Source organism: Actinoallomurus sp. NPDC050550, assembly GCF_040655075.1.
GTDB lineage: Bacteria > Actinomycetota > Actinomycetes > Streptosporangiales > Streptosporangiaceae > Actinoallomurus.
Genome location: NZ_JBFAJC010000081.1, coordinates 24,953 through 43,878, shown reverse-complemented (window position 1 = coordinate 43,878; position 18,926 = coordinate 24,953). Strand labels below are relative to the sequence as shown.

The 18,926-nt window shown below is 70.4% G+C and carries 17 protein-coding genes; 11 read left to right on the top strand and 6 right to left on the bottom strand.

What is annotated here, in order from left to right; all coding sequences use genetic code 11:
• Nucleotides 1-190: 190 nt before the first annotated feature.
• Nucleotides 191-1,501 (bottom strand): C39 family peptidase, encoded by a 1,311-nt coding sequence (locus tag AB0I04_RS51175; protein WP_360902881.1) that lies wholly within the window; start codon nucleotides 1,499-1,501, stop codon nucleotides 191-193.
• A 157-nt stretch (nucleotides 1,502-1,658) separates the two neighbouring features.
• Between AB0I04_RS51175 and AB0I04_RS51170 the strand changes: the two genes are divergently transcribed.
• Nucleotides 1,659-2,357: a DUF4191 domain-containing protein gene (locus AB0I04_RS51170; protein WP_360902878.1), complete on the top strand. Its 699-nt coding sequence runs from the start codon at nucleotides 1,659-1,661 to the stop codon at nucleotides 2,355-2,357.
• Between the two features lie 59 nt (nucleotides 2,358-2,416).
• Here the strand turns inward: AB0I04_RS51170 and AB0I04_RS51165 are convergent, their stop codons facing one another.
• Complete coding sequence (locus tag AB0I04_RS51165; RefSeq protein WP_360902875.1) at nucleotides 2,417-2,881, bottom strand: RDD family protein; 465 nt, start codon at nucleotides 2,879-2,881, stop codon at nucleotides 2,417-2,419.
• Between the two features lie 136 nt (nucleotides 2,882-3,017).
• Between AB0I04_RS51165 and glnA the strand changes: the two genes are divergently transcribed.
• Entirely contained in the window at nucleotides 3,018-4,442 is a 1,425-nt protein-coding gene (gene glnA, locus AB0I04_RS51160; protein WP_360902872.1) for a type I glutamate--ammonia ligase, read from the top strand.
• 63 nt (nucleotides 4,443-4,505) lie between these two features.
• On the opposite strand, the gene AB0I04_RS51155 is transcribed toward glnA, so the two are convergent.
• Both AB0I04_RS51155 and AB0I04_RS51150 read right to left on the bottom strand, forming a co-directional pair.
• Nucleotides 4,506-4,961, bottom strand: coding sequence for a tautomerase family protein (locus AB0I04_RS51155; protein WP_360902869.1), 456 nt, complete (start codon nucleotides 4,959-4,961; stop codon nucleotides 4,506-4,508).
• A gap of 47 nt (nucleotides 4,962-5,008) precedes the next feature.
• On the bottom strand, nucleotides 5,009-5,710 hold the full coding sequence (locus AB0I04_RS51150) for an SDR family oxidoreductase (protein ID WP_360902866.1): 702 nt from the start codon (nucleotides 5,708-5,710) through the stop codon (nucleotides 5,009-5,011).
• 119 nt (nucleotides 5,711-5,829) lie between these two features.
• Here AB0I04_RS51150 and AB0I04_RS51145 point away from each other — a divergent pair, with 119 nt between their 5' ends.
• The 9 genes from AB0I04_RS51145 to AB0I04_RS51105 all read left to right on the top strand — a co-directional run bounded on the left by AB0I04_RS51145 (nucleotide 5,830) and on the right by AB0I04_RS51105 (nucleotide 14,194).
• Nucleotides 5,830-6,321, top strand: coding sequence for a helix-turn-helix domain-containing protein (locus AB0I04_RS51145; protein ID WP_360902863.1), 492 nt, complete (start codon nucleotides 5,830-5,832; stop codon nucleotides 6,319-6,321).
• Between the two features lie 431 nt (nucleotides 6,322-6,752).
• Nucleotides 6,753-7,250, top strand: a complete 498-nt coding sequence (locus AB0I04_RS51140) for a metallophosphoesterase family protein (protein ID WP_360902860.1) — start codon at nucleotides 6,753-6,755, stop codon at nucleotides 7,248-7,250.
• 105 nt (nucleotides 7,251-7,355) lie between these two features.
• Nucleotides 7,356-7,853, top strand: a complete 498-nt coding sequence (locus AB0I04_RS51135) for an HAD domain-containing protein (protein WP_360902857.1) — start codon at nucleotides 7,356-7,358, stop codon at nucleotides 7,851-7,853.
• Nucleotides 7,854-7,879: 26 nt separating this feature from the next.
• Complete coding sequence (locus AB0I04_RS51130) at nucleotides 7,880-8,287, top strand: OsmC family protein (protein ID WP_360902854.1); 408 nt, start codon at nucleotides 7,880-7,882, stop codon at nucleotides 8,285-8,287.
• A gap of 173 nt (nucleotides 8,288-8,460) precedes the next feature.
• On the top strand, nucleotides 8,461-9,252 hold the full coding sequence (locus AB0I04_RS51125) for a class I SAM-dependent methyltransferase (RefSeq protein ID WP_360902851.1): 792 nt from the start codon (nucleotides 8,461-8,463) through the stop codon (nucleotides 9,250-9,252).
• Nucleotides 9,253-9,358: 106 nt separating this feature from the next.
• Nucleotides 9,359-10,192, top strand: coding sequence for a phosphatase PAP2 family protein (locus AB0I04_RS51120; RefSeq protein ID WP_360902848.1), 834 nt, complete (start codon nucleotides 9,359-9,361; stop codon nucleotides 10,190-10,192).
• 13 nt (nucleotides 10,193-10,205) lie between these two features.
• Entirely contained in the window at nucleotides 10,206-11,030 is an 825-nt protein-coding gene (locus AB0I04_RS51115) for a phosphatase PAP2 family protein (RefSeq protein ID WP_360902845.1), read from the top strand.
• Between the two features lie 138 nt (nucleotides 11,031-11,168).
• Nucleotides 11,169-13,043: an HSP90 family protein gene (locus AB0I04_RS51110; protein ID WP_360902842.1), complete on the top strand. Its 1,875-nt coding sequence runs from the start codon at nucleotides 11,169-11,171 to the stop codon at nucleotides 13,041-13,043.
• Nucleotides 13,040-14,194 carry a hypothetical protein gene (locus tag AB0I04_RS51105; RefSeq protein WP_360902839.1) on the top strand — a complete coding sequence of 385 codons (1,155 nt, stop codon included), beginning with the start codon at nucleotides 13,040-13,042 and terminating at the stop codon, nucleotides 14,192-14,194. The genes AB0I04_RS51110 and AB0I04_RS51105 overlap by 4 nt, the downstream gene beginning before the upstream one ends.
• On the opposite strand, the gene AB0I04_RS51100 is transcribed toward AB0I04_RS51105, so the two are convergent.
• Both AB0I04_RS51100 and AB0I04_RS51095 read right to left on the bottom strand, forming a co-directional pair.
• Entirely contained in the window at nucleotides 14,191-15,714 is a 1,524-nt protein-coding gene (locus AB0I04_RS51100) for a N,N-dimethylformamidase beta subunit family domain-containing protein (RefSeq protein WP_360902836.1), read from the bottom strand. The two genes, AB0I04_RS51105 and AB0I04_RS51100, sit on opposite strands and share 4 nt — an antisense overlap.
• Before the next feature lie 61 nt (nucleotides 15,715-15,775).
• On the bottom strand, nucleotides 15,776-18,778 hold the full coding sequence (locus AB0I04_RS51095) for a bifunctional [glutamine synthetase] adenylyltransferase/[glutamine synthetase]-adenylyl-L-tyrosine phosphorylase (RefSeq protein WP_360902833.1): 3,003 nt from the start codon (nucleotides 18,776-18,778) through the stop codon (nucleotides 15,776-15,778).
• Nucleotides 18,779-18,926: the final 148 nt, after the last annotated feature.

Genomic DNA, 18,926 nt, shown 5'->3' with positions numbered 1-18,926 from the left:
GCTTCGCCGGAGTGATGTCCGGACCGCTCGTGCGCTCCAGCTACCGCGCCGGCCGCCTCTACCAGCAGGCCATCACCGCCCGCCAGGCCGACTAGGGCCGAACGTCGTTCCAAGAGAAACGCCCCGGCACCGGGCCGGGGCGTTCCCCTCTTCCGGGTTCCGGGGGGACAGAAGTCTCAGGGGCGCGAGGTCACCAGTTCTTGTCGAGTCCGGGGACGTTCGGCGGGAGACGGTGGCCGGGCGGGTACATGATGTAGGCGATGCCTCCGCTGGAGGAGCTGCGCAGCCAGACGTTCTCGAAGTTGGCGCGCGGGTAGACGTGGCGCACGGCCGCGTCCGAGGGTGACGCCGGGTCGTTGATGATCGGGTCCCCGCTCTTGGTGAACCCGACGACCACGAACAGGTGGCCGTTCGTGCTGTACCCGGCGCCCGGCATCTCGGAGGCCTTGAACGACTGCGAGGTCGCGACGGGGATGCCCGCCTTGATGAACTGCTCGAGTTCGGCGACCGTGCGCAGCCGTGTCACGAAGCCGTTGAGGCCGAACCGTCCGGCGTACGCGGGGTTGAACGGCCAGTTTCCGGCGCCCTGGTAGTTGTAGTCGTAGGTGTTGCGGGCGGCGTGGTCGACCTGAGGGTCGGCGTACGACGGGTCGACCCAGGACAGGTCGCGCTTCGACGGCCCGCGCTTCCAGTACGCGACGATCATGGACGTCGAGGTCGGGCTGCACCACGCCTCGCCGCCGTTGTCGTACTCGGGGTACTGCCCCTTGTGGATCTCCTGGGAGTAGGCCGGGACCTTCAGCTCGATGCCCTCCGCGCCGCCGAGCGGGCTGACCGGCACCGTCGTACGGGCCGGCAGCAGCGAGGCCATCGCGCCGACCGAGCGCAGCACGGGCCGTACGTGCTTTCCGGGCAGCCGGTAGAGCGTCACGCGCAGCTGGTAGGACGTCAGGGAGTTCTTGGCGACGAAGGTGTCGATGTCGACGTTGCCGTCGTCGTCCTTCTGCCCCGGCACCGACGTGCGGTGGATGTCACCGCCCGCCTTCGGGTCGTCGGCGCCCCAGCGGCCCATGACGTACCACTTGGTCTCGGTGCCCGTGCCGGTGTGCCCGCGCATCTCTACCTGCAGCCAGCTGCCGTGCGGAGTGCTCGCGGTCCACGATGCGACCAGTTGGCTCGCGCCGAAGCCGACCGGCACGGTCGGGGAGGTCCAGCGGGCGTAGTCCCAGGTCCTGGTGCCGCCGCCGAACGGGTCGGCGTAGGTGGTGCTGCCGACCGGGTGCGCGATCGTCAGGGCGCCGGCCCCGTACGGGCGGACGCCTTCCGAGGAGCCGGCCGCGAAGTCACGGGCCGACGTCCACTGGTGGTAGGCGACGCGCGGCTGATCAGCGGCGCTCACCGCGGCCGAACCGGTCGCCGGGGTCGCCGCCACCGTGGCGAGACCGACGGACACGAGGAGCGGAACCTTCCATGCCGAGGCACGGACATCGGACCAGGCCATGACGACTCCAAGGTCAGCGGAAACCTGCATCGGGACGCTAGGACGGCGCACTCGATCATGTCAACGCTTTACGGGGCCTGTGGCTGGATCGAAATTTGTTAACGGCCGGCATGGCCCGCTTTCGACTCGGTACCCGAACCCTCGTATCCTTCCATCCATGGCAAAGAAGCCCCAGGACGGCGCGCAGGACGAGCGCCCCGGTCGCCTCAAGCAGATCCGCATGGTCGCCTCGTTGGTCCACCAAGCCAACCCGAAGGCGATGCCGATCGTCTTCGCGGCGGCGATCGGCACCCTCGTCCTCTTCGTGGTCCTCGGGCTGGCCCTCGGCCAGGCGCTCTTCATGATCCCGCTGGGCGTCCTGGTCGCGATCGCCGTCGGCATGATCATCTTCGGTCAGATGGCGCAGCGCACCCAGTACTCCATGATCGAGGGGCAGCCGGGCGCCGCCGCGTCCCTCGTGGAGAACATGCGCGGCCGCTGGGTCGTCACCCCGGCCGTCCAGGCCAACCGCAACATGGACGTCGTGCACCGCGTCATTGGGCAGCCGGGTGTGATCCTGCTCGCCGAGGGACCGCCCTCGCGCGTCGGCAAGCTCATCGGCGCCGAGAAGAAGCGCATCTCCCGGGCCGCCTCCGAGGTGCCGATCTACGACATCCAGGTCGGCTCGGAAGAGGGCCAGATCCCGATCAGCAAGCTGCAGCGTCACCTGACCAGGCTCCCGCGCAACCTCAAGAAGGATCAGGTCAGCGAGCTGATCGACCGGCTCAACGCGCTGCCGCAGGCGATGCAGATGCCCAAGGGCCCCATCCCGAAGGGCGCCCGCATGCCGAAGGGCCCCAAGCCCCGCACCCGCTAGAGCGCCGGTCCAGGGCCTGTCTCGAAGCCCCGCTGTCCTACTGCGCGACGGGCCCTAGGTCAGCGGCGCACGACGACACCGCCGGCCGCACGGTCGTGCAGGCCGCGGTAGTCCCGGTCCCAGATCAGCGCGGGCACGACCAGCACCAGCAGCAGCGCGCGCACGAACGCCCAGAGCGGGCCCAGCGGGCGGCCGTCCGTACGGACCACGCGCAGCCCGCACAGCGCCTTGCCCGCCGTCGTGCCGATGAGGCCGGTGAGCAGCCACGTCAGCACGCCGAACACCCCGAGCGTGAGGAGACTGCGGGCCTGCGCGCTCCAGTGCAACGCGCCCGACAGGACGGCGGCGACGAGCAGCGCGATCAGCCAGTCGATCACCAGGGCCCCCAGCCGGCGGCCGTACCCCGCGACGGAGCCCGCCCCCTCCCGGGGAAGGCCGAGGCGCTCGCCCGGGTACCCGAGGTCCACGCCCGCCGCGCGGGCCCCTTCGATCCATGATCCGGCCGAGCGCCGACGTTCACTCATACCCTCAAAGTTATCCGGGCAACCCCGGCGGGCCGGTTCCAGGTCCGCCGTAACACACGTGAAACACATGGGACACGGCTCGGAAACGGCGAGCACCTAGCGTTCTAAACGCAAAAAAGCGCCCCAAGGAGGTTGGATGTTCAACAGCGCCGAAGAGGTCCTGTCCTACATCAGGAACGAAGGGGTGCAGTTCGTCGATGTCAGGTTCACGGACCTGCCCGGCACGACCCAGCACTTCACGTTCCCGGTGGAGAACTTCGGAGAGAACGTCTTCACCGACGGGCTGATGTTCGACGGTTCCTCCATCCGTGGGTTCCAGGAGATCCACGAGTCGGACATGCTGCTGTTGCCGGACCCGTCGACGGCTGTGGTCGACCCGTTCCGCCAGCACAAGACGCTGAACATCACGTTCTTCGTCCACGACCCGCTGACCGGCGAGGCGTACACCCGTGACCCGCGCAACGTCGCTCGCAAGGCCCAGGACTACCTGCGCGGCACCGGCATCGCGGACACGGCGTTCTTCGGCCCGGAGGCGGAGTTCTACATCTTCGACGACGTGCGCTTCGAGACGAAGCAGCACGAGTCGTACTTCCACATCGACTCCATCGAGGGCGCGTGGAACACCGGCCGCAAGGAAGAGGGCGGCAACCTCGGCTACAAGCCGCGGTACAAGGGCGGCTACTTCCCGGTGCCGCCGATGGACCACTTCACCGACCTGCGCTCGGAGATGGTCCGCCAGCTGATCGAGTGCGGCATCGAGACCGAGATGCAGCACCACGAGGTCGGCACGGCCGGTCAGGCGGAGATCGACATCCGCTTCGACACGCTGCTGACCATGGCCGACAAGATGATGCTCTACAAGTACATCGTGAAGAGCGTCGCCCGTTCGGCCGGCAAGACGGTCACCTTCATGCCCAAGCCGATCTTCGGTGACAACGGCTCCGGCATGCACTGCCACCAGTCTCTGTGGAAGGACGGCTCGCCGCTCTTCTACGACGAGGTCGGCTACGCGGGCCTGTCGGACATCGGCCGCTACTACATCGGCGGCCTGCTCAAGCACGCCCCGTCGCTGCTGGCCTTCACCAACCCGACGGTGAACTCCTACCACCGCCTGGTCCCGGGCTACGAGGCGCCGGTCAACCTCGTCTACTCCCAGCGCAACCGCTCGGCCTGCGTCCGCATCCCGATCACCGGGTCGAACCCGAAGGCCAAGCGCCTGGAGTTCCGGGTGCCGGACCCGTCCGCCAACCCGTACCTCGCGTTCTCGGCCATGCTGATGGCCGGCCTCGACGGAATCAAGAACAAGGTCGAGCCGCCGGAGCCGGTGGACAAGGACCTGTACGAGCTGCCGCCGGAGGAGGCGCGCAACATCCCGCAGGTGCCGGGCTCGCTCGAGGCCGTCCTGAACGCGCTCGAGGCCGACCACGACTACCTCCTCGAGGGCGGCGTGTTCACGCCCGACCTCATCGAGACGTGGATCGCCTACAAGCGCGAGAACGAGCTGGACCCGATCCGGCTCCGCCCGCACCCGCACGAGTTCGAGCTCTACTACGACGTCTGATCGGCCCTCAGGCGATCGCCTAGGGCACTGACGTCCGCGCGAGGCCGTCGACCGTCCGTCCGTTCAGGACGCGGTCGGCGGCCTTTCGCCGTCCGGTGGGTAGGGGCTCGGGCGGTTCTCCCTCACCCAGTGCCGCTCGGCCTCGCTCCCCGACGGGGGCGGCGCGATTCCGTCCGTCATCCAGAGGTCCCGCGGCGTTTCGTCGACGTGGAACTCGTAGTACAGGCCGCGGTCCTTGGTGTGGGGGGCGAGCAGCCGGGCGAGGGCTTCGCCGGTCCGCTTGCGCCCGGCCGGGTCTTTGGCGTGCCGGGCGATGTGCTCGATCACGAAGCGCACGGCGTTCTGCGAGGGCTCGCCGCCGACGTAGAAGGAGGACGCGTCGATCTCGTGGAAGAGCGTGACGACGTAGAACTTCGGCAGTCCGCGGTCGGTGTAGAACCCGGTGATGTCGTCGGCGAGTCGCTGCTTCTGTTGCGGGCTGTAGGTGCCGGGCGGGTGGTAGACGTGCCAGAGCGGCATGGTTTTCTCCCAGGTCGGGTCGGGTGGAGCGCCGAGGGCGCTGCGGGTCAGCGGCCGATGCCGAGGGCGAGGCCCTCCACGGGGCCGGAGAGCGCGGACTTGATCTTGCGGGTGACGTCGTCGACGAGCACTTCTCTGTCGCCGCGTTCGACGCCGTCCAGGACGATGCGGGCGACGTCGGCGGCGGAGATCTTCTCGACGGGGATGGCCGAGACCATATCGGTGTCCGCGAAGCCCAGGTGGACGCCGACGACCTGCGTGTTCTGCGCGGCGAGCTCGATGCGCAGGGAGTTCGTCAAGGACCACAGGGCGGCCTTGGAGGCTCCGTAGCCGCCGCCTCCGGCCGACCAGGACAGCAGCGAGTGCATGTCGACCAGGACGCCGCCGCCGTTGTTCGCCAGCACCGGGGCGAACGCCTGGGCGATGCGCAGCGGGCCGAAGACGTTGGTGTCGAACATCTCCTTGACCTGTGTGATGTCCGACGTGAGCAGGGGGGCGCGGTACAGGACACCGGCGTTGTTGAAGACCGTGTCGACATCCCGGGCGCGTTCGGCCAGGGCGGCGACCGAGGCGTCGTCGGTGACGTCCAGGGCGAGGACCTCTACCCGCTCATCGTGGCTTGGGCCGGGCTTGCGCGCGGTGGCGTAGACCTTCTTCGCCTTCCGGGCCAGCAGCTCTTCGACGAACGCCTTGCCGATGCCGCGCTGACCTCCGGTGACCAGGGCGACAGAACCTTCGATCGCAGTCATGTGCGTTCTCCTCGACATGTTCGGGCGGCCCGCACGGCCACCTGGCTAATGCATACGAAAGCCAGCTACTACGCTACAACTCTGGCTTATATCCACACAAGTCAGGTTAAGATCAAGACATGAGTGACCTGTTGGAGGACCGCGACGCCTGGTCCATGGCCAACTGCTCGATCGCCCGTACGCTGGCGGTCGTCGGCACCAAGTCGGCGCTGCTGATCATGCGGGAGGCGTTCTTCGGCACGCGCAGATTCGACGACTTCGCGCGACGGGTGGGCATCGGCGAGCCCGCCACCGCGGCCCGCCTGAAGGAACTGACCGCCGCGGGACTGCTGGAGCGCTTCCCCTACCGCGAGCCCGGCCAGCGAACCCGCTCCGCCTACCGGCTGACCGCGAAGGGCCGCGACCTGTATCCCGTGATCATGGCGCTGCGGCAATGGGGCGACACCTGGGCCACCGACGAGCAGGGACCGCCAGTGATCGTCCGCCACCGGGACTGCGGCGCCCCCGTACACGCCGTTCTACGCTGCGAGAACGGCCACGACATCGCCCCCGGGGACTCGGTCGTCGACGCGGGCCCAGGCCTGATCCGCACCGACGCCGAGAGCGCCTGACCACGCAGCGATCAGACCGCGGCATCCCGCCCCGCACCCTGCGGCCGGAGTCGTGAGAGCGCAGACCCGGGGCTGCCGACCATCGTCCGGCAGCGCATTCCCGCGAGCTTTGGCCGAGGATCTTCGTGGCTCCAGCAACGGTGATCCACGGCGCAACGACGCCGCCCGCTCCGCGAGGCGCTCCAGGTATGACCCTGCTCACACCGGCTTGCCGCCCCTGGCCGAAGAGGCACGGTAGGTATCGCCAGTGAGCCATCTGGCGAAAACCTCAAACGAGAGGGGTAACCCGAATGCCCTGCGGGCAGTGTGGAGAGCCGATGGAGAAGCGCGGAGACTCGTGGATCTGCACGAGCGGCAAGCACGCCTAGCCAACAGCTAGAAATGGCCGGCCTGTCGCCCTCTGGGCGGCGGGTCGGTTTCTTATGGATCCGTTGGTCCTGACCCCAGTGATCGGCGTGGGCGTACGCGGCACACCAGGCCGTGAACACCAGGCCGGCGCGGGCGCAACGCCCCGGGACGATGAGGAGGTGGTGCTGGTCGACTCGGACGTCAAGAGGTGGGCAGAGGTCTTCGCCGATGTCGATCCCGCGGTCACCACGATCGTGTGCGGCCACACCCACATGCCGTTCACCCGGCTCGCCGCGGGTCGGCTCGTGGTGAACCCGGGAAGCGTCGGCATGCCGTACGGCAGGGCCGGCGCGCACTGGGCGCTGCTCGGGCCGGGCGTCGAGTTGCGCCGTACCCTGCTGGACGTGGAGGCGGCCGCCGCTCGCATCGCCACGGACTCGACCTTCGAGCAGGCCGCGGCGTGGGCCGACTACTGCCTCAACGCACGCTGCACCGAGGAGGACGCCTTCGCGATCTTCGTGCCGCACGAGGGCCGCGATAAGCCCGCACGACCCGCGCGAGGCGGTGGAACCGCTCGATGAGGAAGGGCCTGCCTTACCGGCGCCCGGCCTCGCGGGGGAATTGATCAATTGTTCTTTCGGCGGGCACTGGTCCAGACCGGGGGGACTGGCATAGCGTCCGAAGTCATGGACACGCCGCTGGTGCTTCTCGACGTGGACGGTGTTCTCAACCCTCTACAACGCTCCCCCGGTTATCAGCGGTACCGTGCATCGCCCAACGGCGCCGTCTACCGGCTGCTGCTCAACCCCGCGCACGGGCCGCTGCTCACCGGGCTCGCGACGGACACGGGCGCGGAGATCGTGTGGGCGAGCTACTGGACGGATGCGGCCAACGACTGGATCGGCCCGCGGGTCGGGCTTCCCCAACTGCGGTGGGTTCCGATCCCGCCACATGACCCGGAGTTCTCGCTCGGGGCGTGGAAGGCCCGGCACGTGGCCTCCTGGGTCGGCGAGCGGCCGTTCGTGTGGCTGGAGGACGAGCCCGACGTCCCCGAGGTGCTCGCCAAGGACTCCGGGCTGGGGCCGTACCTCATCGTCCCGGTGGATCCGCTCCACGGTCTCACCGAGACGCACATCGCCCAGGCGCGTACGTGGCTGGAACAACTGACCGGGGACCATGGTTAGTGACCAGCGACTGCAGAGGAGGGGCCATGGCTTCGGTTCGGGTGGAGCGCACGGATGACGGGGGCTTCGTAGCCCGCAACGACCGCGGCGCGGAGGTCGCCTTCGGCGACGCAGGTCAGGACGGCGTCTTCACTCCGGTGGAGCTGCTGCTCGCCGCGCTCGGCGGCTGCGAGATCGTGACGGTGGAGCCCCTGACCGCCAAGCGTGGTCACCGGCTGGTCAGGCTCGCCGCGACCGTGGCGGCGGAGAAGGTCGCGCCCACCAAGCTCGGCACGATCACCGTCACGTACGACGTGGAGCTCCCGGAGGGGGACGAGAAGGCCGCGCAGGTCTTCGCCGACGTGGCGCACCGCGTGCACGAGAACCACTGCACGGTCGGCCGCGCGCTGCGCGAGGAGACCCCCTCCGTGCAGGTGCTGCCCGACCCGTCCTGAGCCGGTCCCCGAGACGCTGGGGGCGCGCGCCCCTGCCGGGCACGACGAAGCGGCCCCGGCGCGCCGTGCGGGCCATGGCGCCGTGCGGGCCGAGGCATCGTGCTGGTCACGACGCGGCGGCCCCGGCTCGGTCATGGCGCCGTCCTGACCCACCAGGGCCGTATCGTGTGGGCGTGGACGGCCTCGAGCGGTGGCGGCGCGCCGTCGTCGCGTGGAACGCCTCCGGCGGACCGCGCGTGCGCCGGGAGGCGCGGCCGGCGGCCGCGGAGACCACCGTGCCGTCAGGCAGCCGGTCGTTCGCCCGGGAGCGCGAGGCGCTGCCCGATCACGGCACCGTGCTGGACGTCGGCTGTGGCTCCGGCGGCGCCTCTCTTCCGCTCGCCGGGCGCGCCGGTCTGATCGTCGGCGTCGACCACGAGGAGCACCTGCTGGCCGCGTTGCGCCGCAACGCCGAGAGCGTGGGGGTGCCGGTCCGGACCGTACGCGGCTCGTGGCCGGAGGTCGAGGCGCCACCGGCGGACGTGGTCGTCTGCCACCACGTGCTGTACGGAGCGGCGGACCTGGCGCCGTTCGCCGCGGCGCTCACCGGGCACGCCCGCCGCCGGGTCGTCATCGAGATCCCCGAGCGGCATCCGCAGCACGCGCTGAGCCCGCTGTGGGAGAGGTTCCACGGCGTCGCGCGGCCCGCGCCGCCGACGGCGGACGACGCGGTGGAGGCGCTCCGCGCCGCCGGTGTGCGCCCCGCGCGCGAGATGTGGGTGGACGAACAGGGATGGGGCGGCTACCCCGACCTGGCCGCCCTCGCGGAGCGCGTACGCCGTCGCCTCGGCCTGCCGCCCGAGCGGACGGACGACGTGACGGCCGCGTTGCTCGAGCTCGGCGTGGATCCGTGCCCGCCGGGCGGGCGCGTGGCGTTTCCCGGCACGATCGGCCGTACCCTGGTCACGATCTGGTGGGACCGATAGCGGCCGGTATCCCCCCTGAGGACTAGGCCCGTACTCTCCTGGGCCGAGTCACAGACCATTCCTGGAGATGATCACAGAATGGTGTGGCTCGTCCAAGATTGACATCATGGCCCAGCTCGCCGCCCCCCACCCTCATCCCACGCGCCGACCGCCGAGCGCCCCGTCCTCGGCGCCGTCGGCGCTGCGGCTGTGGCGGGAGATCGCTCTGGCCGCCGCGTTCTACTGCGCGTACACGCTCGTCCGGCTGCTGATCCCGCACGACGAGCCGGCGGCGTACGCGCACGCGGGGCAGATCCTGCGGCTGGAGCACGCGCTGGGCATCGACGTCGAGCTGAACCTCAACCACACACTGATGCGGGAGCCGTCGCTGGCCCGGCTCGCGAACTACTTCTACGCCACCGCGCACTTCGCGGTCACGCTCACGGTGCTCGTGTGGCTCTACCGGCGACGGCCGCAGCACTTCCGCCGGCTGCGCACCTCCCTCATGGTGGCCACGGGGATCGCGCTGATCGGCTTCTGGGTGTACCCGCTGGCGCCGCCGCGCTTCCTCAGCGATCGCGGTTTCACCGACCCGGTGACGGCGCTGCACACGTTCGGCCTGTATTCGTCGCCGCAGGCGGGTTCGCTGACCAATCAGTTCGCGGCAATGCCCTCAATGCACGCGGGCTGGGCATTGTGGTGCGCGGTCGCGGTGGTGACGCTTTCGCGCCGTCCATGGGTACGAGCGATCGCAACCCTTTACCCAATCGTGACAATTTTGGTGATCTTCTCGACCGCCAATCATTACCTCCTGGACGCAGCGGTCGGCATCGTGATCACGGCCGGTGCGCTGGCCACCTGCATGTTCCCGCATCTCAAGATGACCGTGACCGCACGACTGAAAGATCACAAAGTGACAAACAAGACAATGAATAGTGACGGCTCACCCGATTCGATCTGAGACCATGGGGATCATGTCGAGGTCGGCCGTTGCGCCAGTCGCCACGGGCGACACGACGGGGGCGCGCGCGGAAGGGCAGACCGCGAAACGCCCCCGGTTCTACCGCGAGATTCTGCTCATCGCGCTGTGTTACAGCGCCTACTCCCTGGTCCGCAATCTCGTGCCGCCCAACCACACGGCGGCGCTCCAGCGCGGGCACGACATCCTCCACCTCGAGGGGCTGCTGCACCTCAACGTGGAGCTGTCGATCAACCGGCTCTTCACCGATGTGCGGTGGCTCGGGGTCAGCGCCAACTACTACTACGCCAGCCTGCACTTCGTCCTCACCATCGGCGTGCTCGTCTGGCTCTATATACGCCACCCGGAACGCTATGTGTTCTACCGGCGACTGATCTTCGCGGCGACGGTGCTGGCCCTCATCGGATTCTGGCTGTATCCGCTCGCGCCGCCGCGCATGGTGCCCGGCTTCGTCGACACGGTGCTGACGTTCCACACCGGCGGCCTGTACGAGTCCGGCGCCTCGCCGATCGCCTCGGTGTCGAACCAGTACGCCGCCATGCCGTCGCTGCACACGGGGTGGTCGCTGTGGTGCGCGATCGCCATCGCCGACGTCACGCGGCCGAACAGGTTCCGGTGGCTGGCCTACTGCTACCCGGTCGCGACCGTCCTCGTGATCCTGGGCACCGCGAACCACTACATGCTCGACGCCATCGGCGGTGTCGTCACCCTCGGCGCCGGCTACGCGGCCACGCGCACGGTACGGATGATCATCCCCCGGCTCGGCCCGGCCGCCCGCATCTTCTCCACCGACACGGGCGGCACGTCGACGGCCGTCTGAAGACGCCCGGCTTCAGATCGTTCCTCAAAGCCGCACCGGACCGGCACCTTCAAGCCGTCCACCGGCGCCGTTGCACCGTGGCTAGAATCGGCGTGATCTTGACCCGCCCTCCGATACCGCACCGAAGGCTCTGACGACGTGTCGCTGACCAGCGCTACCGACCACACGTTCCAGGTAGACCTGCGAGGCCTCGTCGAGGTGCTCTCGCAACATCTGTACGCCAGCCCCGACGTTTACGTGCGGGAACTGCTCCAGAACGCCGTCGACGCCATTTCCGCTCGCCGCCTTCTGGAGCCCGCGCACGCCGGCACGGTCGAGCTGGAGGTGCGCGAGTCCCACCGCGAACCACCGACACTCATCGTCACCGACAACGGTATCGGGCTCACCGAGGCCGAGCTGCACAGCCTGCTCGCCACCATCGGCCGCAGCTCCAAACGCGTCGGACCCGATGGCCTGGAACCACCGGCCGACTTCATCGGCCGCTTCGGCATCGGCCTGCTCGCCTGTTTCCTCGTCGCCGACGAGATCACCGTGATCACCCGCTCGGCGGCAACTCCGGACTCCCCGGTGTTGCGCTGGCGAGGACGGGCGGACGGCACCTACGACACCTCCGTCCTCGACGCCGACCTCACTCCAGGCACCCGTGTGCACGTGCGTGCCCGGCCGGGCTGTGAGCATCAGGTCGCGCGCGACCACGTGCTCGGCCTTGCCCGGCACTATGGCGAGCTGCTGCCGGTGCCCGTTCGCCTCCACGACGGCACCGGCCACGTGCACGAGATCGCCGGGGAGGAAACGCCGCCGTGGGAGCCCGAGGGAGCTTCCCTGGAGCAGCAGCGCACCATCGCACGCGGCTATGCCCGGCGGGTCTTCGAGCTCGACCCGCTCGAGGTGATCCACCTGCACGCCGACGGCGTGCGGGGAGTGGCCTTCGTACTGCCGTACACCGCCATCCCGGCGCACCGGCAGACCCACCGCGTGTACCTCAGGCGCATGCTGCTGACCGAGTCCGCCGATCGGCTCCTCCCCGATTGGGCGTTCTTCGTGCGCTGCGTGGTCGATGCCGACGACCTGCAACCCACTGCCGCCCGTGACGGCTTTCGCGACGACGAACGGCTCGATGCCGTACGCGAGCAGTTGGGGCGTTGCGTGCGCGACCATCTCGTCGAGCTGGCTCGCATCCGGCCCGATCGGCTGGAAGCCATCCTGAGGACGCACCACGAGAGCATCGCGGCACTCGCCGTGCACGACACCGAATGCCTCCGCCTGTTCGCTGACTGGCTGCCGCTGGAGACGTCGCTCGGGCAGATGACCGTTGGCGAACACGCTCGCCGGTTCGGCGAACTGCGCTTCCTCCGCCGGGTCGACGACTTCCGGCAGATCGCCCCGATCGCGGCTGCTCAGGGGCGCTGCGTGGTCAACGCCGGCTACGTCCACCTCGCCGACCTCCTGGAGCGCCTCGCGTCGGTGCGGCCCGAACTCGGCATCGCCGAGCTCGACCCGACCGACGTCGCCGACACGTTCGCCGGCCTCACCCTTGAGGAGCGCGCGCAGGTACACGACCTGGTGCGCACCGCGGACCTGACTCTGCAACCGCTCGGCTGTGCCGTGGAAGCGCGTGCGTTCGCGCCGGACAACCTTCCCGCCATGTACATCACCACGAGCGATGGTCGCTTCCACCGGGAGCTCGACCTCACCCGGGAGATGTTCACACCGGGCGAAAGCCCCTGGGGCGGTGTGCTCGACGCGATGTCCGGCGGGCTTCCCCGCGTTCCCGCGACGCGGCTGCTCCTCAACCTGAACAACCCGGTCGTGCGTACCCTCGCCGCCCAGGCCCAGACCGCCGCCGAGCCGAAGGTCGGCGCGGCCGGCGGCGCACGTGTCCGCCGCGCGGTTCAGCTGTTGTACCTGCAGGCACTGCTGCTGGGGCACCACACACTGCGGGAGCTCGAGCTCGGGCTACTCAACGACGTCGTCATCGGGCTCGTGGAACAACCCGAGGAGCCGAGGCCGTGACCGCGCAGGAGCGGATCCAGAACCTGTGGCAGGCGCATCGCGACCTGCCATGGAACGGGCAATCATTGCCGCGCCATGTTCCACTGCTGGAGGAAGGCATATCCCTGGCCGACAGCATCGGCGACCTGCGGCACAGCTTCCGTTTCCGGATCCAGCTCGCCGCGGTGTTGGGCAATCTGCATCTCGTCGAGCGGGCGTTGGTACCACTCTCCTGGTGCTTGGCCACCTTCGACAGCAAGGGGTCGGAGCTGCCCGCCCATTACGGAGACCGTCTGCTGGAGGTCGCCATGACCATTCTCCAGAAGATGCCTCACCTTCCTGAGATCTCCCGGATCGACATCGACCGGCTCCTCGACGATCTGACGCAGCGCCATCGCCGCGCCGGGTATCCGCCCCGCGGCATGCTGGAACGGGGCCAGTACGTTCTCATGTGCGTCGGCGACCTCGACCGGGCGGCGGGCATGTTCGCCGCCTGGCGGTCACTGCCCCGCGACAAGGAGGTGATGAACTCCAACAGGTCTTGCCTGTACGACTGCGACACCTGCGAAGCCGCAGGCGTCATGGAATGGCTCCTGGCCATCGGCAACGACGAGGAGGCGCTCGCCGCGGCCCAACCGGTGCTCGATGGCACCGCGTCGGCATTCGACAGCAGCTGCGACGGGATGAAGGAGTGGATACTCGCCCACGCGCTGGCCCCACTGCTCCGGCAGGGAAGGGCGGAAGAGGCCGGCGTTCAGCACCGACGTGGTCTTCGCCTGGTCACCGGAGATCCCAGTGCACTTGACGAGCTCGCGCCCCACCTGACCTTCCTGGCCGCCACCGGTCAAGCCGTTCAGGCGCTGCCGCTGCTCGAACGGCATCTGGCACTGGCCGGTGAACGCACCGATCACCTCCGGTACGAGCTGGACACCGCGGTGTGGCTGGTGGTGGAGGCGCTCGCCGGACAGGGGACGGCGAAGATCACGCTACGGCTGCCTGAGTGGCATCACGCGCACGAGCCGTCGGGCCGGTACGAGGCCATCGCACTGGCCGATCGGTTGGCGGTACCGCTGCGAACGCTGGCCGCTCGATACGACACTCGCAACGGCAACACCTTCGTTTCCGCGCAGCTCGAACGCCAGCGAGCGCTGCTGGACCTGGATCGCGCCTAATCGAGATCCGCGCCCTGAGCCGTTCCGGTCCCGGCCGGCTTGATCTTTTTGACGTTGTCCCGTGCCGGATGGGCCCGGCCGGCGGGGCCGGCGGCGAAGGCGCGCAGGACGTTCTCGGTGACCTTGGAGACGAAGGTCGCCGCCTTCCCGGTGACGCCGTGGCCGCAGGCGCTGCCGCGCATCGAGCAGACCCAGCGCATCGTTCCCGTGGCGAACACCCCGGCCCCGCTCTTGGCGGTGTAGTACGTCGCGTCGGAGGTCGTCGTGGACGTGCCGCACCCGACGGTGGAGTGGGCCAGCACCTCGATCGGCCGCGGCGTCGGACCGCCCCTCGTGACCGCGTCGGACTCCGGGCCGATCACGCCGGGGAACTCCTCGCCCTCGCGCGCGCCGGTGCCCGCGAACACCCAGTTGTCCGGCTGGTACACCTTCCACGCCCCGTCGGCGGGGAAGCAGGTGTACATGATGCCGATCAGGGCGCTCTCGGGGCGGGGCTTCGGCGACAGGCGCCAGTCCTGGGTCTTCTCGGCCGGGTCCTTGATCGGATCCTCGTCGGCGCTCTTGTAGCAGACGACGAGGCGGTCGGCGCCGAGGGAGGTCGCCTCGAAGCGGATGTGCCGGTTCACGGCGTTGGCGCCCAGGAACGCGATGTTCATCCCGGCGTCGCGGGCCTTCGTCGCCTCGTCGCGCATCGCGGTCGACCAGTACTCGTCGTGGCCCAGGGTCACCAGCGCCCGGGCGCCGTCGAGCAGCCGCGGGTCGTGGTGGAGGTCGTTGTCGGTCTCGTACGCGAGGGGCAGCCCGGTCTTCTCGGCGAGCGCGATGGCGGGCTGTTCGAAGGCGAGGAACTTGACCGCGCCGTTCCCGTCGTAGGGGCGGTCGAAGCTGACCGCCCGGGACCGGCCGTCGAAGCCGCCCGGCCCCTTGTACAGGTCCCGGCCGCCCCACATGTTGTACGCCTGCCAGGTGGTCGTGCCGTTGAGGATGACGACCTTGCCGGCGGTGGCGGCCGACCGCACCGTGACCGGCACGAACCGCTGGGCTCCGGAGTCGGCGTCCAGCCGCAGCAGGTAGGAGCCCTCCGGCCAGTCCCGGGTCGAGACCGTGAGGGAGGGCTGCCACGGCGCGGTGACGGTGTGGGTGCCGCCGGCCGTCTTCGCGCCCGCCTGCTTCTGCCCGGCCTGGTGCGGCGAGGCCCACACCTTCCGCGCCTGGGCGCCGGCGTACCAGCCCATGCGGAAGGCGCTGACGGTGTAGCCCTTGGCGGTCGTCGACACGAACAGCCGGAAGGACTCGCCCGGAAGCACGCTCACGCGGTCCGCGAAGCCCTCGATGGCGTGTTCGGCGCCGGCCTTGCCGACCTTCCAGTCCTTGGTGCCCGGCCGGGCGTTCTCCGCGACGGCGGGCGTGGGCGCGGTCGTGGCGGCCCGGTGGCGGGTCGGCGCCTTCCCGCCTCCCCCGCCGCATCCGGTCAGCAGCGCGAGAACGGCGAGTACGGCGACGGCCCGGTTAACGATCACGCGCCGGATTCTCCCGCATGACAGGCTCCGCGCGGCCTGGGATTGACCGGGCGTTAACTCTTCATGAACCTCCGCTGTCCCCGTAGAAGACGCGCTCGACGACGGACCGGGCGTGGCGGGCGTGGCGCCGGTAGTCCTCCAGCATGTCGCCGGAGGCGGGGTAGCCGAGGATGCCGGCCACGGCGGAGCGCGCGCGGTGGTGCTCGGTCGGCAGCGTGTCCGAGGCCCGCCCGCGTACGAGCATGACGGCGTTGCGGATGCGCGTGGCCAGCCGCCAGGCGTCGCAGAGCCGGACGGCGTCCTCGCGGTCCAGCAGACCGGCCGCCGCCGCCGCGTCGAGCGCTTTGAGGGTGCGCGTAGTGCGCAGCTGCGGGATCTCGTGCGCGTGCTGGAGCTGGAGCAGCTGCGCGACCCATTCGACGTCGGACAGGCCACCGGGCCCCAGCTTGGTGTGCAGGCGGCGGTCGACGCCGCGGGGCAGCCGCTCGGCCTCCATGCGGGCCTTCAGCCGACGGATCTCCCGCAGCGCGCGGTCGTCGATGCCGCCCTGCGGCCACCGGAGCGGGTCGATCAGCTCCCGGAAGCGCGCGCCGAGCTCCTCGTCGCCGATGACCGGGGCCGCGCGCAGCAGCGCCTGGCTCTCCCAGGGCGAGGACCAGCGCCGGTAGTAGGAGGCGTAGGAGTCGAAGGTGCGCACGAGCGGGCCCTGCCGCCCCTCCGGCCGCAGTCCCGGGTCGATCACCAGCGGTGGGTCCGGCGCGGGCAGTGCGAGCAGCCTGCGCAGCTCCTCCGCGACCGCGTGCGCGGCGGCCGGCGCCTCCTGCTCGGCGCCGGGCAGCGGGTCGTGAACGAACATGACGTCCGCGTCGCTGCCGTAGCCGAGCTCGTACCCGCCGAGGCGGCCCATCGCGACGACCGCGAACCGCGTCGGCAGCGGCGAGCGCCGCTCCATCTCGATCTTGGCGATGGCGGCCGACAGCGCCGCCTCGAGCGTGACCATCGCGATGGCGGTCAGCGCCTCGCCGGTCGCGCGGACGTCGAGGCGGCCGAGCAGGTCCGCCACCGCCACGCGCAACAGCTCGCGGCGGCGGATGCCGCGCACCGCGGTGACCGCGTCCGCCGCCGGATCGAGTTGCAGGCGGGTGGCGGCCGCGCCCATGTGCCGGCCCACCGCGGCCAGCGCCTCGGTGCGCAGCGCCTCCTGCGACCGTGGCGTCAGCTCGGCGTCGCCGGCCAGCAGGGTGACGGCCTCGGGCGCGCGGAGCAGCAGGTCGGTGGCGTAGCGGCTGGAGGACAGCACGTGCGCCATCCGCTCGGCCACGGTGACGTCGTCGCGCAGCAGCCGCAGGTACCACGGGGTGGTGCCGAGCGCGTCGCTGACCTGCCGGAAGCCGAGCAGCCCGGCGTCGGGGTCCGGGCCGTCGGCGAACCAGCCCAGCATGACGGGCAGCAGCGTCCGCTGGATCGCCGCGCGCCGGGAGACCCCGGACGTCAGGGACTCCAGGTGCCGCAGCGCGCCGTCCGGGTCGGCGTAGCCGAGCGCCTCCAGCCGCGTACGGGCCGCCTGCCGGGTCAGACGCGCCTCGTCGCCCGGCAGCCGGGCCACGGCCAGCAGCAGTGGCCGGTAGAAGAGCTTCTCGTGCAGGCGCCGGACCTCGCGGGCGTGCCGCCGCCACTCGGCCGTGAACTCCCCCACCGGGTCGGTGCGGAAGCCCAGCGCCCGGCCCAGGCGCCGCAGGTCGGCCGGGTCCTCGGGCACCAGGTGGGTACGCCGCAGCCGGTGGAGCTGGATGAGGTGCTCGACGCGCCGCAGGAACCGGTAGGCGTTCGCGAGCGCGGCGGCGTCGGCCCGGCCGACGTACCCGCCCCAGGACAGCTTCTTGAGGGCGATCAGCGTGTTCGGCCCGCGCAGTCCCTCGTCCGTACGCCCGTGCACGAGCTGGAGCAACTGGACCGCGAACTCCACGTCCCGCAGCCCGCCGGGGCCGAGCTTGAGCTGGCGTCCTGCCTTGTCCGGGTCGATGTGCTCCTCGACCCGGCGGCGCATCGCCTGGACGTCCTCGACGAAGTTCTCCCGTTCGGCGGCCCGCCAGACGAGCGGGGCGAGGGTCGCGGCGTATTCCTCGCCCAGCTCCCGGTCCCCCGCGACCGGCCGGGCCTTCAGCAGCGCCTGGAACTCCCAGGTCTTGGCCCAGCGTTCGTAGTAGGCGCGGTGGCTGGCGAGCGTCCGTACGAGCGGTCCCGCCTTGCCCTCCGGGCGCAGCGCGGCGTCGACCTCCCACAGCGCGCCCTCGGCGGTGCTCGCCGAGCAGGCCCGGATCATCCCGGAGGCCAGCCGTGTCGCGGCGCGCAGCGCGGCCGTCTCGTCCTGACCGGGCGCGGGCTCGGCGACGAAGATGACGTCGACGTCGCTGACGTAGTTCAGCTCGCGCCCGCCGCACTTGCCCATGCCGATCACGGCGAGCCGGCAGGTGTCGGCCTGCTCGCCGAGCTCAGCGCGGGCGATGGCCAGGCCGGCCTCGAGTGCGGCGGCCGCGAGGTCGGCGAGTTCGGCGGCGACCTCCTCGACGTCCGCGGCGCCGGTCAGGTCGCGGCCCGCCAGGTGCAGCAGTGCCCGCCGGTACGCGGCCCGGAGCGCGATCATCGCGTCCGGCCCTGCGGCGCGTGGCGCGGGGTCGGCCGGATCGGCGCCGATGGCGTCCAGCAGCGCGGTCCGCAGTTCGTCGGCGGTCGGGCGCTGGAGCGCCGCCGGGCCGGTGAGGACCCGCCAGTGGCCGGGATGCCGCACGAGGTGGTCGGCGAGCGCGGCGCTGACGCCGAGAACGGCGATCAGCCGGCCGAGGGCGTCCGGGTCGGCGGTCAGCTCGTCCCGGATGTCGGTGCGTTCCAGCAGCCGGAGCAGGCCTGCGAGGGCCAGGTCCGGGTCGGCGGCGGCACCGAGGGCGTCGAGGAGGCCGTCGCCGAGCCCGTGGCCCGTCAGGCGGCGCTCGGCCTCGGCGACGTCGGTGATCCCGAGCCGGGCCAGCCGGGCGGTGGTGGTCTCCGTACGGCGTTCGCTCACCAAGTTCTCCGAAGGATGCCTCGGCCTTCAGGCCGAGGAGAAATTAGGGCTCCGCCAGGAACGGCCCGGCGTAGCCGTGACGTTCCAAGAACGAAGTCCGCCGACATTCGGCCATTCGACTTACATATCCGCGTGACAGTTGTAAGGTGTC